Raw genomic sequence first — 14,407 nt, 5'->3', positions numbered from 1 at the left:
TAAGCGGGGGTTTGTACCGACTCTCCGGCCCCGATGAAACTCTCTCAGAGCGAAAGTCGTGCTCGATTCTTGATTCATAGAACGGAAGAACCCCAACTGCCAACTGCCAAAGTTTCACTCTTCCACGCGATAGCCCAATTCCGCCAAACGAGTGCGGGACTGCCGCCATTTCGGCTGCACCTTGACAAATAATTCTAAATACACTTTGCCTTCAATTAACTTTTGAATCTGTTCCCGGGCCGCACTGCCGATCGACTTGAGCATACTGCCGCTTTTACCGATTAAAATGCCTTTTTGGGAATCGCGTTCGACGTGAATTGTCGCCAGAATGCGCGTAATTTTTGCTTCTTCTTGAACAATGTCGATCGCGATTGCTACGGAATGCGGCACTTCTTCCCGCGTCAGCAGCAAAATCTGTTCCCGAATCAATTCGCCCATAATAAAGCGTTCCGGCTGGTCAGTCACCAAATCTGGCGGATAATAATAAGGCCCAACGTCCAAATGTTCGATTAACAATTGTTGCAGCGGCTCGACACCCTCGCCCGTGAGAGCCGAAAATTTCACCACCGGCCACTCAGGATTGACAATTTGCTCGTAAGTTCGATCGATCAACACGGAATCCTCCGGTTGTTCGTCCAACTTATTCATCCCCAAAATCACCGGAACTTTGCAATTGCTGAGAATTTCGACAATATATCGATCGCCCCCTCCCGATTCCACGGAACCATCCACCACAAACAGCACCACATCCACCGACTGAATCGCTGTGCGGGCATTCTGCACCAAAACCTTGCCCAATTGGTGATGCGGCTTGTGAATTCCGGGAGTATCTACAAAAATAATTTGTGCTTCCGGTGTCGTTAGGATGCCCCGCAGCCTGTTGCGCGTCGTCTGAGACACCGGCGAAGTAATTGCAATTTTCTGCCCCACCAACTGATTCATCAGCGTTGATTTGCCGACATTCGGGCGTCCGACAATACCCACAAAGCCGGATTTGTAACCCGCCGGAGCTGCGGGAACACCCATAATGTCCGATACGTCGATAAATTTACTATCTTCCACTAAAATCACCTATTTTCAAGCCCCTTCTCTGTCTATTGTCGCCTGAAAATACTCAAACGCCCATTGGTGCACTCTAGCATCTTTCTCGCTTTGGTATACCTTGCAACAGTCAAAGCTCGATCGAGCCGCAAACCAGTGTTAAAACGTGATAGGCGATCGGCAAAACTTGATATCTGAGACAAAATTTGATAAAGTTCCAATGACATCGCTCAAAAATGAATCATTCTGGTAAAACCGACTCCCAAATGCTGTAACAACTTCAGATGTGTAAATATCTAACTCAACTGAAACTATTCTACAGTTTGTCAGGCCAACCACTTATAACATTTTTGAGAATGTTTGGTAATAAATTAGGTAGATTAAACTAAAACTCAAAAGCTCAATGTCATGAGGCGCTTTTTTCATAAAAGCTACTGTTTTTAGAGCCTACCTAATTAGTGCTAATCGTCATAAAGTTGAGGAGATGAATCAGATGAAATCGAAATTATTTTGGAGTTTTTGCACCGTTTTGGTAGCCAGCCTGCCTGTTCCTGGGTTGGCTCAAACAAGCCCTCCCACAAGCCCTCAAGTAGATTTTGACTACAAGGGTGGCTCAATGAAATACCAGTTGCTACCGGGCAGAATCCAGGACAGAACCTTGCCCAGAGCCTTTGACTTTCCCATTATTACCAATGTTGGTACTGACACTAGCATCACCTCGGATTTCCTAATTACCGATCAGTTTCGCGCCCCAGCGGGTCGTACAGAATACACCGGAGCTCTCACCGCCTGGGCAACATCAATCAGAGAATGTCTCGCCAAACAGCCTCTCTTGATTCGAGCCAGCACGAAGAACCCGGTTCGGATTAATGGCAGAGTAGGCACGATTGTTAGAAACGTAAATAACCGTGCAGTTTGCAAATAAACCAGCAATATCATGACGGCTAAATTGACCGTAATTGCTGTAAGGGCGGGTTCACCAATATCTTCCATGCAAGCATCAATACAGTAAACCCGTCACCGCAGCGATATTAGGGTCAATCGAGACCACTTGATATAAGTTCCGCTATCTACAGATAAAAACTAGAGAGTGTTTTTGAACAAAAAGAGCAATAGGTTTTCTATTGCTCTTTTTGTTGGCGAAATTTCAATTAATATCTATTAGGACTTATATGATGTCCGCTGGAACGACATCATATAAGGGGTTTGCAGAGAGGAATGCAAGTCCTTATCAAACTTTGAGGACTTGCATTCCTCACTGCAAACGACATAATTACGCAGAAACCAGCTTTTGTCCAAAATATCCCGTGGAACCCGAGGGATATGGATTTTAACACCCGGTTTATGAAAGTTTGTCTGCGTAATTTAGGATTTAGTAGCGCAAAATTCATGTGTACTCAGTAAAATTTCGCCATAATCAGGAATCCAAGCTAGCCACTTGTCATCAGAACATTCACACAACAGCCACGCTTCGTCAAAGCTGAATGCTGTTGGCGGATTGAACAATTTAACCCACATAGAAGGAGCCAATTTTGGTGCAGGTACGGCGCAGCCAAATTTTTCCCAGTCGCGGACACTGGCGAAGCTTCCTGGCGTTGCTTGGGATTGCCAAGTACGAATATCTGTTTGCAGTTGCATAACTACTCCTTTTGAGCTAAGAGTCTGCACCAGTGCCTGGTTGAAACAACGCAGAGCGAAGGCGCAGATAAACTTTAATTCTGTAGTCTATGTTACCGAATTATCTAGGCGAATGTGTAAGCTTGTAGCAAAAATTTACAATCGAGAGGAAAACACTGGCTCAAAGCTGAAAAGGTCGATCATTATTGTTCAGCTCGGCAAAAATCGCCTACCATAGCAAGCAACATCTGATTTATTTCAAAAATTCCGACATGAACCCAACTCCAAAATCCCAGTGGAAAACTCTAGACCGCTTTGTAGAAATCAACTCTCGTTGGGTAAAACTCATCGCGGAACATCTCGAAACAACAGAAGGAAAAACAGTAGAATATTGGCGAGTAGAAAGAGCTGATTCAGTTGTAATCTTGACCATTCAAGGTGACAAATTGCTGTTTCCGCCACCGATGTATCGCCCCGGCGTGGCAGAAGCAACCCTGGATTTTCCCGGCGGTCGCGTAGAAGCCGAAGCCACGCCAGCAGCGGAAGTTCCAGCTATACTCAAAAAAGAGCTAGGCGTGACAGAAAGCGCGATCGCCCGCATCGAACCGATTAACACCGTCGGCTGGGCAATAAACAGTTCCTTCTCCAATCAAAAACTCTACGGTTTTGTTGCAGAATTGCACCCTACAGCAACAGTAAACCCCGAACTTATCGGTGCTGAATATCCTGTCACCCGAGACGGAATTCGCGACTTGCTTAAAAAATTAACTTGCCTCCAATGTCGAGCCTTATTGCTAGAATGGCAAAATCAAGTCGATTTTAGATTTTAGATTTTAGATTAGGAATTGTTTTCCGATGGTCGCCGATTTTAAGTTGCTCAAAACCAAAATCACCCAAACTAATCATGCCTCTCAATAATGAAGTTGCTGTCGAATGCCTCGACGTTACATATCGCCTCAACCGCAGGCATTTAGTAGACAAACTCAATTTCAAAGTGCTGCAAGGAGAAGTTTTAGTATTGCTGGGACGAAGCGGGAGTGGTAAAACTACCACCATGAAATTGATTAACAATTTACTAACGCCAAGCAGCGGTGAAGTTCTTGTCATGGGAAAACCGACAACTCAGTGGAACCCCATTCAACTGCGTCGAAAAATTGGCTATGTGATTCAAGAAATCGGTTTATTTCCCCATTTTACCGTCGAGCAAAACGTCGGTTTAGTGCCGAAATTGGAAGGTTGGGAGGGCGATCGTATTAAATCTCGCGTCCGGCAACTGTTAGAATTAGTCAACCTCGACCCCCAGCACTTCGCCAAACGCTATCCCCATCAGTTATCCGGGGGACAGCGGCAGCGGGTAGGCGTCGCTAGAGCACTGGCGGCTGACCCTCCGATATTGTTAATGGACGAACCGTTTGGTGCTTTAGACCCGATTACTCGTCTGGAATTGCAGCGAGAATTTGGTCAATTGCAGCAGCAACTCGGCAAAACTGTGATTTTTGTGACTCACGGCATTCAAGAAGCTTTTTTGTTAGCTTCTAGAATTGGTTTGATGCAAGACGGACGGTTGGTTGAAGTGGGATCGCCCGATGATTTTCTAAAATCTCAGCATCCAGAAGCTCGCGCATTTATTGACTGTTTGCAAGTAGCTAGATTAGAATAATTTTAGCAAAAGTTGGATAATATAGTTTTAGTAACTAAGCTGATAATCAAACGATGCACAGTCTTTACGAGACAGACTTCTATGCTTGGACGCAAGAACAAGCCCAGTTACTTCGCAAGTGTCAGTGGAGTCAACTTGACTTGCCCAATTTAATTGAAGAGATTGAATCTTTGGGCAAACAGGAACGTCAAGAGCTTAGAAATCGTTTGAGCATTTTGCTGGGACATTTGCTGAAGTGGCAATATCAGCCCCAGCAGCGGAGTCGTAGCTGGCTGTCTACAATTCGAGTGCAGCGGCGGGACACTCAGAGACTGATACAAGATAACCCCAGTCTGAAACCTTACTTGCAAGAAGCTTTCCAAGAAGCTTATCAAAACGGTAGAGATTTGGCAGTAGGAGAAACTGATTTACCTCTCAAAACATTTCCTCAAAATTGCCTTTATAGCTTTGAGGAAATTCTGGACTCTCGCTTCTATCCTGGTGAACCAAGTCCTGAAATAGAAAATGATTTATAAGGTTGACAGCAATCAGCAATAACCAATTACCCGATGATAATTTTTATCAACCGCTATGGCGCGGAGATAATTCAGCGCGCCACCGAGCATTTATATTTAGTAACTGTTGCAATTTTTATCGCTATTAGTGTGGGGATTCCCCTCGGGATTTTAGTCACGAGAAAACCAAAATTGAAAAAGCCCATTTTGGGATTTGCTAATATTATGCAAACAATTCCCAGTTTAGCTTTGTTTGGCTTGCTAATCCCGGTGCCGGTAGTGGGTGGAATAGGCGATAACACGGCAATTATCGCCCTCACTTTGTATTCTTTACTGCCTATTATCCGCAATACTTATACCGGTATTGTCGGCGTCGATCCAGCGATTACGGAAGCAGGAAGAGGCATGGGGATGACTGATATGCAACTGTTATGGCAAGTGGAAATTCCCCTGGCACTGGGCGTGATTCTGGCGGGCGTGCGAGTTGCCACAGTAATTGCGATCGGACTTGCTACAATCGCCGCTGCAATTGGCGCGGGTGGCTTGGGGGTGTTTATTTTTCGCGGCGTTGCTACCGTCAACAATCAGTTACTTTTGGCTGGGGCAATTCCGGCGGCTTTAATGGCCTTAGCTGCGGATTTTGGGCTGGGTGTGGTAGAAGCGCGCCTCTCGAAAAGTACCTTAAAAACTATTAATGAGGACTAAAATCCTGGCTACCTTCCGTCAGCGTTGTCACTCTCTGCGAACCAGAAGCATTCGCAGGATTTGCTATCAAATTGCGGATTTCATTGGAGCGTTCAATGTACTCTCGATCGCTCAAAACAGCTTGGCTCCCCTCCAGCGAAATAGCATCTGCCAAATCGATCCAAGAACGGCAACCGCCGTATTCAGGAATGTATGGAATTTCGCGGGTTTCTGCAAGGCGATAAGCCCGCAGCAATAAAATATAAATTGGCTGATTTTGTTTCCATTTCAGGCGATCGCTGACAAAATTTTCATTCCAAATATGGTACGAAAATAGCGCCGTAATTGCCGGTTCCCAAGCTACCAAAAAAACATCAGTAATCTCCGCCCAACTGCCAATTCTAATATTTTCCGGATGCCAACCAGATTCTACAGTTTTTACCTGACTCGCAAAATCCGGTTTTAATAAATCAGGCTGTTGGTGTTCAAAAGTTGGATACAGCAAAACCTGTTTCTCATTGACATTGAACTGTCCTGCTTGCTCGCGAATTCCCCCCTTCCGCAACAGCACAATCGTTTGACCTTGTTCCAAAGCATTAACTGCTACATTCCATTCTTTCAGCGCCCTAGTAGTTGATTTCATAGGAATTTAGTTGAGTTTTAACAATAATAACAAAAATCGGTATTTTCAAGCAAGTACAGCCATTTTTTGCTGTTAAAATAAGGTAGTCGTGACTATGTAGGACTACCTTATTTTGATAAAGACAATAATTGGTTGGACTACATAGTGGATCAACTGCTGTTTTCTTTATTACTCTAAGCGATAAAATAATCGTCTCTTCTGTGTCCCAGCTATCCTCTACTATCACATCGGTATATGCAGCAATTTTGCCGTGAATTTTTTCATGACTTTACTTAAACATTTAATATATTTTTAATATTCTCGCATATTAACTACCAAACAACCATATTGAGATTTGTTAAAATTTAAATATTCTTCAAAAAGCTTTGATTATACTTATTTATAGTGCATTGAAAATTGTTTTTTAATTCTGTTCTGTCATAAATATCAGTAGACCTACTGAAATACCGCCTGCTTTTAAACTTGTTATTAGTGAAATTACGCACATGAGCATTACTATTTTGGGTTACAACCTAAGCGCAGCTATTTACGAAAGTGTCAATACTATTATTTATCGCGGCATCAAAGAGAGTGATAGAACCTCAGCAATTATCAAAACCTTCAAAGCTGAGCATCCGACAATCGAAGAAATTTCCCGATTAAGACACGAACATAAAATACTCCGACATTTAGACAGTCAAGGAATAGTCAAACCCATAGCCTTAGAAAACTATCATAACGGCTTAGCGCTGATAGTAGAAAATTTTAGCGGTCAATCTTTGAAAGATTTTCTTAACAATCAACCCTTGGCTATAAACGCCTTTCTAAAAATCGGAATTCAGTTGGCAAAAACTCTGGGAGAAATTCATCACAGTAATGTAATCCATAAAGACATTAAACCCTCAAATATCCTAATTGACTCAGAGACAAAAGAAGTAAAAATTATTGATTTTAGCATTGCTTCTCTTTTAGAGCGAGAAAATCAAACTGTCACAAATCCCAACTTATTAGAAGGAACTATTGCTTATATCTCACCGGAACAAACCGGCAGAATGAACCGGTCAGTGGACTACCGTACCGACTTTTACTCCCTTGGTATTACATTTTATGAAATGCTGACGGGTAAGCTACCTTTTTCCGCAAAAGACCCCCTAGAACTCGTTCATTGCCATATAGCTAAAGCACCCATACCACCTAAAAAGGTCAATCCAGAAATCCCGGATGCAGTTTCTGAAATTGTAATGAAATTATTATCTAAAACTGCTGAAGATAGATATCAAAGTGCTTTCGGAATAAAAATTGACTTGGAAACCTGCCAGCAGATGCTTTCGGCTGGAGAGATTTTCCCCTTTATGATAGGTCAACTAGATTCCTACAGCCAATTTATGATTCCGCAAAAGCTCTATGGACGGGAAAGAGAAGTTGCTAGTTTGCTAGAAGCCTTCGCTCGCGTCAGTGGTGGGACAACGGAAATGATGCTAGTTTCCGGTTATTCAGGTATCGGCAAATCTTCCTTAGTTAACGAAGTTGATAAACCTATAGTCGGAGCACGAGGGTATTTTATTTCCGGTAAATTTGACCAGTTTAAGCGGAATATTCCTTATGCTGCTTTAATTCAAGCATTTCAAGGATTGATGCGGCAACTGCTCACTGAAAATTCTGCTCAAATAGCAATTTGGAAAGCTAAAATTCTCGAAGCACTTGGTGCCAATGGGTCAATTATTATTGAGGTTATTCCCGAAGTAGAAAAGATTATTGATCCACAGCCTGCGGTTCCGACTTTGGGATCCACTGAATCTCAAAACCGATTTAATCGAGTGTTTCAAAAATTTATACAGGTGTTTAGTAAACCCGAACACCCCCTAGTGATATTTTTGGATGACTTGCAGTGGGCAGATTCGGCTTCCCTCAAACTTATCCAGCTAATTATGACCGATCCAGATAGTAAATATCTGCTATTAATTGGGGCTTATCGAGATAATGAAGTCAGTGCCACTCATCCCTTAATTTATACCTTAGAGCAAATTCAAAATACTAGGGCAAGAGTAAATAATATTATCCTCCAATCTTTAGAGCTCTCTCATGTTAACCAATTAGTGAGCGAAACTCTTCGCAGTCACATTTCCGAAGTTTTACCCCTGGCTGAGTTAGTTTTTAACAAAACCCAGGGAAATCCCTTCTTCTTAACTCAACTGCTCAAATCCCTTTATCAAGACAAAATTTTATCCTTTGATTTCGATCGAGTTTGTTGGCAATGGGATATCCAACTGCTTCAAGGCATTGATATCAGCGATAATGTCGTCGAATTGATGGTCAGCCAAATTCAAAAGCTATCCTCCCAGACGCAGAATGTCTTAAAATTAGCTGCCTGTATAGGAGATAAATTTAGTTTAGACGTTTTGGCAATTGCTAATAAAAAATCTCAGTCAGAGACGGCAAGGGATTTATGGGAAGCGCTACAAGCGGGTTTCGTTCTGCCACTAAATAATTTCTACAAAATCCCCCTGCTATTTGAATCGGAAATATCTACAGAAAACTCAACGGAGCAGTTTAATGTCACCTACAAGTTTTTGCATGACCGAGTGCAACAGGCGTCTTATTCTCTGATACCCGAGGATCAAAAAAAAGAAACTCACCGAAAAATTGGTCAACTACTGCTGAATTCCACAACCCCTGAAGAACGAAAAGAAAATATCTTTGCACTGGTTAACCAACTAAATTACGGCACCGATTTAATCACTTTGGAGTGGGAAAGATATGAGTTGGCAGAACTGAATCTGATCGCTGGACAGAAAGCCAAAGCTGCCACAGCTTATGAGTCGGCTGTCAAATATTTGAATGTGGGTTTAGGAGTTCTCCCTCAGGATAGCTGGGAGAGTCAATATGAGCTGACGTTTAACCTGCATCTGGAAGCAGCAGAAACTGAATATATAAACACTAATTATGAGCTAGCGCAACAGTTATCTGAGACGAGCCTGAAACAAGCGAAAACCCTTCTGGAAAAAGGCAAGGTCTATGAACTTAGAATTCAATTAGAGATGTCTCAAAATCGGAGAATATCAGCTATAGATAATGGACTCGCCGTTCTGGAAATGTTCGGAATTAGCTTAGAGCCAGAACCACCTCAAGAACTGAGAGTTGATGATTTAGCTAACTTGCCCACAATGACAGCTCCCGATAAACTCGCAGCTATGCGAATATTAAATCTTATTATAACACCAGCTTTTATTGTAAATCCTGCGATGTTTCCGCAAATTCTTTATACAAAAATAGCCTTGTCTATTAAGTATGGAAATTCGCCTGAGTCTGCTTTTGCTTATCTTTGGTATGGAGTGTTACTCTGTGGAGGATTAGGAGACATAGATTCTGGATATCGATTTGGCAAATTAGCTATTTTTTTACTAGAACAATTTAACGCACTTACCCTTAAATCAAAAATAATTTGTATATTTAATTGTCTAGCCAGATTTTGGAAAGATCCGCTTAAGGAAACCCTAGAATCTTTGGTTGAGGCTATTCAAAGTGGTATAGAAACTGGAGATATAGAATATGCTTGTCACAGTATAGCAAATTATTGCAATCACTTATTTTTTAGCGGGGGAGAACTACAAAAAGTTGAGCAAGAACAGGCAAAATATGTTGCTATGACTATTCAGCTCAAACAAGAATATGATACTTTATTTGTGAAAGTTCACCAGCAAATAGTTGACAATTTACTGGACAAAAACTCAGACAAATACAATTTACTAGGTGCAAGCTTTAATGAAGAAGAACTACTGCCAGGAATTCTAGCTTCTAACAATGGGACTTTGCTCTATGCCTATTATGCCGGCAAAATGATGCTATCTTATTTATTTAAAGAGTTTAATCAAACAGTGAGGATTGCTGATTTAGCATTAAAATACGCCAGCATGGGTGCAGGATTAATCCACATGAGTATCGACAACTTTTACCATTCTCTTTCCCTCCTAGCACTGTATCCAAAAGCCTCGCCAAAAGAGAAAGAAAAATATCTAAGTGTAGTAGCAGCTAACCAAGAAAGAATGAAGACTTGGGCGTTCCATGCGCCCTGCAATTTTCAGCACAAGTATGAGTTAGTAGAAGCAGAAAAAGCGCGGATTTTGGGACAACCTTTAGAAGCGAGCGATTATTACGATCGCGCCATAGCAGGAGCCAAAGAACAGGGATACATCCAAGAAGAAGCATTAGCCAACGAATTAGCAGGAGACTTTTATTTTTCCCGTTCTAAAGATAAAATTGCTCGGATTTATTTAACCGATGCTCGCTACGGATATATTCGCTGGGGAGCTAAAGCTATAGTCAAAGATTTGGAAGCGAGATATCCTCAAATATTTTCCCGGATAGCCAAGCCCGAAAGTCAAGGTAGCCAGGTCACGATGATCACTACCTCGACGAGTGCAGGAAGTGCAGGATCTCTAGATTTAGCTACTGTGATCAAAGCATCCCAAGCTCTTTCTGGTGAAATTGTACTGAGTAAGCTGTTGGCAAAATTGATGAAAATTGCGATTGAGAATGCGGGCGCTCAAAGTGGCATTTTCATTTTAGAAAAAGCGGGAAGTTTACTAATAGAAGCCTATGGAACCGTAGATAGCGATGTAGAAGTGCTGCAAACAATACCAGTGGAAAATAGTCAGCAACTACCCATATCTTTGATTAACTATGTTGCCCGAACTCAGGAAAATGTTGTATTAAGCGATGCGACTTGTGAGGGAACCTTTACGGCGGATACTTATATCGTCAACCAAAAACCAAAGTCAGTATTATGTACTCCCATCATCCATCAAGGAAAACTTACTGGGATTCTGTATTTAGAAAATAATCTCACAACTGGTGCTTTTACTCCCGAGCGTTTAGAAGTTTTACAACTTTTATCTTCTCAAGCAGCTATTTCGATTGAAAATGCCCGTCTTTATAACGATTTGGAAGCAGCAAACGCTACTTTAGAAGCGAAGGTGGCAGAAAGAACGCAACAGTTACAAGAAAAAAATATCCATTTACAAAAAGCAGAAGAATTAGCGAAAGCCGCCAACTCTGCCAAGAGTGAGTTTCTGGCTAATATGAGCCACGAGCTCCGAACCCCACTTAATGGCATTTTGGGTTACACGCAAATCCTCAAACGACAAAAAAACTTACCTGACCAGCAAAAGGATAGTCTGAACGTGATTAGTCAGTGCGGCGATCACCTCTTAACCCTGATTAACGATATTTTAGACCTCTCTAAAATCGAAGCGAGAAAAATGGAAATTCACCTGAGTAATTTCCATTTATCAGAATTTTTGGAAGGTCTGGCTGAAATTTGCAATATTCGCGCAGAACAAAAGGGAATCTCCCTGATTTACGAGGCAATTACCCCACTACCTATTGCCGTCCAGGGTGATGAAAAAAGGTTGCGGCAAGTTTTAATCAACTTACTCGGCAATGCGATTAAGTTTACCGAAAAAGGTGGGGTGGCATTCAAAGTAGGATATCAGGATGGCAAAATCCGGTTTCAAGTTGAAGATACCGGAGTTGGTATGGCACCAGAGCAATTGCAAGATATATTTTTGCCTTTTCACCAAGTAGGGGATGCCAACCGCAAGGTTGAAGGAACCGGGTTGGGACTGGCAATTAGCCGCCAATTAGTCCAGATGATGGGCGGTGAAATAAAGGTGAAGAGTACATTAGGACAAGGGAGCATTTTCTTCTTCGATTTAGATTTGCCAGAGGTATCGGAATGGGCGACTAATGCAGCCAAAGCCAATGCCCACACAATCGTTGGTTTCAAAGGCGGAAAACGAAAAATTCTCATAGCTGACGACAAGTGGCAGAATCGCTCGATCATGGCAGGAATGCTTCAGCCGTTAGGATTTGAAATTCTGGAAGCAACGGAGGGTCAGGACTGTTTAAACAAGGTAGCAGAGTTTAAACCCGACTGTATTTTAATGGACTTGATGATGCCAGTAATGAGTGGCTTAGAAGCAACGCGCCGGCTTCGCCAATCACTAGGTCAGACTAAGTTAGTGGTGATTGCTACTTCTGCCAGCGTTTTTGATTTCGATCGACAACAAAGTGCCGAGGTAGGTTGCAATGATTTTATTCCGAAACCCATACGACTCGAGGAGCTTTTAGAAAAATTACGTACTCACTTAGAGTTAGAATGGATTTATGAAAAAAATTTGGAAGAGATTAGGAGAGCAGAAGGAGAAAAAAAATCTCTAAGTTCTGAAATTGTAGCTCCCCCCGATGAGGAAATGGCCGTTCTATTCGATCTAGCAATGATGGGCGATCTCCGAGGGATTGCGGAGCGAGCTGCAAAACTCGAACAACTCAATGAGCAATGGGTTCCCTTTGCTACCCATCTGCGCCAGTTAGCGAAAGGATTTGAAGAACAACAAATCCTACAGTTTATTAAACAATATAGGACGACAACCAATGAGTAGTGAACTTGCCGAACAAAGCACCATTTTAATCGTAGATGACACTCCGACTAATTTAGGTGTCCTGTTCGATTTTTTGGCTGATTATGGCTTCAAAGTATTGGTAGCTAGGGATGGACAAAGTGCTCTCCAGAAGGTCGCATATGCTGCGCCCGATCTGATTCTGTTGGATGTGCTTATGCCGGGAATAGATGGGTTTGAAACTTGTCGCCGTTTGAAAGCGAATGATTTAACGAGAGACATTCCGGTGATTTTTATGACGGCTCTTGCTGATACGGTGGATAAGGTTAAAGGTTTGAGTCTGGGTGCGGTGGATTATATCACTAAACCTCTTCAGCATGAAGAGGTTTTAGCTCGTGTTAATGTCCACATGAAGCTCCGCAATTTGTCGAAGAAACTCCTAGAGCAAAATGTGTGCTTGCAAGCAGAAATCGAACAGCGTGTCAAAGCGGAATCCTCGCTGTTGAAGCTGGCATCGGAGTTGGAAAGGCGAGTTGACGAAAGGACGGCTGAACTTTTTCTATCCAATCAATTGCTCAAACAGGAGATTCAAGAGCGTCTGCAAGCAGAGGCGGGATTGCAAGAATCGGAAGCTCAATTGCGAACCCAAGCTCAATGTTTAGAAAAAGCTTTTCGCGAATTGCAATTGACCCAAACTAAACTTGTGCAGAGCGAAAAAATGTCTTCTCTCGGTCAGCTTGTTGCAGGTGTAGCCCATGAAATCAATAATCCCGTTAATTTTATTTTTGGGAATATTTCTTATGCCCATGATTATACCCAAAATCTGATTGATCTAGTCAATCTTTATCACCAAGAATTCCCTGCGGCTGGGCAAATAATTGAAGATAAAATAGACGAAATAGAACTAGATTTTTTGGTTGAAGACTTACCTAAATTGCTGACTTCAATGAAGGTAGGTGTAGACCGGATTCGGGAAATTGTTCAGTCGCTGCGAATCTTCTCGCGATTGGATGAATCTGAAATGAAACCGGTGGATATTCACCTGGGTATTGATAGCACTCTGTTAATTTTGCATAACCGCGTTAAAGGAAGGGGCGATCGACCTGCCATTGAGGTGGTTAAAGAATTCGGCAATCTGCCTCTGGTAGAGTGTTATGCGGGTCAGCTTAACCAGGTGTTTATGAATCTTGTTGCTAATGCTATTGATGCCATAGATGATTATAATACGACGCGATCGTTAAGTGAAATGAAAGCTAATCCTTCTAAGATTTTCATTCGCACGGAGGTCACGGAATCTAATCGGGTGTTAATTCATATTAAGGATAACGGCCCTGGGATGACCGAAGAAATTAGCCAACACCTATTTGAGCCATTTTTTACTACTAAGCCTATCGGGAAGGGTACTGGTATTGGGCTGTCAATTTCCCATCAGATTGTAGTGGATAAACACGGGGGCCAGCTCAATTGTATTTCAGCTCCTAATCAGGGGGCAATCTTTATTATTGATATTCCAATTCACCAGAAAAATTTTGCTAATAATTTAATTACGATGTCTGAAACAGCTTTGGGTATTTCTTAGTTGATTTTAACTGAAGGGGAGTTCAATAAATTTTAAGGGTTGCACAACTATATCAAAATCGATCGGGCAGGGGGATATTCAAATACTTTAGGTAATGAAGTAAGAAACGGATAGAAGCCTTCGGTAGCCTCTCACTTTGGCAGCCAAGCTAGAAATTGGAGTTTTGAGGCAGGAGGCAGGAGGCAGAAGGAAGGAAGGAGAAGAAGTATTTTTACAAATATGAGATGCTCCATTGCTATTGCTGATTGGGGCGGATTCACATTTAGGACAGTTCATACTTCCATTATGCAACGCCCGAAAATACACGGGACG

General features: G+C 42.2%; 10 protein-coding genes. 7 read left to right on the top strand and 3 right to left on the bottom strand.

Annotated features, from left to right (window positions below):
• Positions 1-114: 114 nt before the first annotated feature.
• The gene (gene era, locus QUA71_RS07225) at positions 115-1,026 is read right to left on the bottom strand and encodes a GTPase Era (protein ID WP_333165504.1); all 912 of its coding nucleotides are present in this window, start codon (positions 1,024-1,026) and stop codon (positions 115-117) included.
• 508 nt (positions 1,027-1,534) lie between these two features.
• Here era and QUA71_RS07220 point away from each other — a divergent pair.
• Positions 1,535-1,966, top strand: coding sequence for a hypothetical protein (locus QUA71_RS07220; protein WP_333283671.1), 432 nt, complete (start codon positions 1,535-1,537; stop codon positions 1,964-1,966).
• A 440-nt stretch (positions 1,967-2,406) separates the two neighbouring features.
• Here QUA71_RS07220 and QUA71_RS07215 read toward each other — a convergent pair whose 3' ends face one another.
• Positions 2,407-2,679: a hypothetical protein gene (locus QUA71_RS07215; protein ID WP_333283670.1), complete on the bottom strand. Its 273-nt coding sequence runs from the start codon at positions 2,677-2,679 to the stop codon at positions 2,407-2,409.
• 251 nt (positions 2,680-2,930) lie between these two features.
• On the opposite strand from QUA71_RS07215, the gene QUA71_RS07210 reads away from it, so the two are divergent.
• The 4 genes from QUA71_RS07210 (at position 2,931) to QUA71_RS07195 (ending at position 5,517) form a co-directional block, all read left to right on the top strand.
• Positions 2,931-3,488, top strand: a complete 558-nt coding sequence (locus QUA71_RS07210; RefSeq protein ID WP_333283668.1) for an NUDIX hydrolase — start codon at positions 2,931-2,933, stop codon at positions 3,486-3,488.
• Positions 3,489-3,562: 74 nt separating this feature from the next.
• Positions 3,563-4,318 carry an ATP-binding cassette domain-containing protein gene (locus tag QUA71_RS07205; protein WP_333283666.1) on the top strand — a complete coding sequence of 252 codons (756 nt, stop codon included), beginning with the start codon at positions 3,563-3,565 and terminating at the stop codon, positions 4,316-4,318.
• Positions 4,319-4,371: 53 nt separating this feature from the next.
• Positions 4,372-4,833 carry a DUF29 domain-containing protein gene (locus QUA71_RS07200; RefSeq protein WP_333283664.1) on the top strand — a complete coding sequence of 154 codons (462 nt, stop codon included), beginning with the start codon at positions 4,372-4,374 and terminating at the stop codon, positions 4,831-4,833.
• 33 nt (positions 4,834-4,866) lie between these two features.
• The gene (locus QUA71_RS07195; protein ID WP_333283662.1) at positions 4,867-5,517 is read left to right on the top strand and encodes an ABC transporter permease; all 651 of its coding nucleotides are present in this window, start codon (positions 4,867-4,869) and stop codon (positions 5,515-5,517) included.
• Here QUA71_RS07195 and QUA71_RS07190 read toward each other — a convergent pair.
• The gene (locus tag QUA71_RS07190) at positions 5,504-6,139 is read right to left on the bottom strand and encodes a DUF1802 family protein (protein ID WP_333283660.1); all 636 of its coding nucleotides are present in this window, start codon (positions 6,137-6,139) and stop codon (positions 5,504-5,506) included. The genes QUA71_RS07195 and QUA71_RS07190 overlap by 14 nt on opposite strands.
• A 485-nt stretch (positions 6,140-6,624) precedes the next feature.
• Here QUA71_RS07190 and QUA71_RS07185 point away from each other — a divergent pair, with 485 nt between their 5' ends.
• Both QUA71_RS07185 and QUA71_RS07180 read left to right on the top strand, forming a co-directional pair.
• Positions 6,625-12,558: an AAA family ATPase gene (locus QUA71_RS07185; RefSeq protein ID WP_333283658.1), complete on the top strand. Its 5,934-nt coding sequence runs from the start codon at positions 6,625-6,627 to the stop codon at positions 12,556-12,558.
• Positions 12,551-14,095: a response regulator gene (locus QUA71_RS07180; RefSeq protein WP_333283656.1), complete on the top strand. Its 1,545-nt coding sequence runs from the start codon at positions 12,551-12,553 to the stop codon at positions 14,093-14,095. Before QUA71_RS07185 ends, QUA71_RS07180 begins: the two co-directional genes overlap by 8 nt.
• The last annotated feature ends 312 nt before the right edge of the window (positions 14,096-14,407 follow it).

The organism is Microcoleus sp. MON1_C5 (assembly GCF_036701875.1).
Taxonomy (GTDB): domain Bacteria; phylum Cyanobacteriota; class Cyanobacteriia; order Cyanobacteriales; family Microcoleaceae; genus Microcoleus.
Note: the sequence above shows the minus strand (reverse complement) of the source record. Positions and strands in the feature narration are given on the sequence as shown.

Bases quoted from the DNA above. Each gene is read 5' to 3' on its own strand.
- QUA71_RS07205 (WP_333283666.1), top strand. From the start codon at position 3,563: ATGCCTCTCAATAATGAAGTTGCTGTCGAATGCCTCGACGTTACATAT.
- era (WP_333165504.1), bottom strand. From the start codon at position 1,026: ATGGGTGTTCCCGCAGCTCCGGCGGGTTACAAATCCGGCTTTGTGGGT.
- QUA71_RS07220 (WP_333283671.1), top strand. From the start codon at position 1,535: ATGAAATCGAAATTATTTTGGAGTTTTTGCACCGTTTTGGTAGCCAGC.
- QUA71_RS07190 (WP_333283660.1), bottom strand. From the start codon at position 6,139: ATGAAATCAACTACTAGGGCGCTGAAAGAATGGAATGTAGCAGTTAAT.
- QUA71_RS07200 (WP_333283664.1), top strand. From the start codon at position 4,372: ATGCACAGTCTTTACGAGACAGACTTCTATGCTTGGACGCAAGAACAA.
- QUA71_RS07210 (WP_333283668.1), top strand. From the start codon at position 2,931: ATGAACCCAACTCCAAAATCCCAGTGGAAAACTCTAGACCGCTTTGTA.
- QUA71_RS07185 (WP_333283658.1), top strand. From the start codon at position 6,625: ATGAGCATTACTATTTTGGGTTACAACCTAAGCGCAGCTATTTACGAA.
- QUA71_RS07180 (WP_333283656.1), top strand. From the start codon at position 12,551: ATGAGTAGTGAACTTGCCGAACAAAGCACCATTTTAATCGTAGATGAC.
- QUA71_RS07195 (WP_333283662.1), top strand. From the start codon at position 4,867: ATGATAATTTTTATCAACCGCTATGGCGCGGAGATAATTCAGCGCGCC.
- QUA71_RS07215 (WP_333283670.1), bottom strand. From the start codon at position 2,679: ATGCAACTGCAAACAGATATTCGTACTTGGCAATCCCAAGCAACGCCA.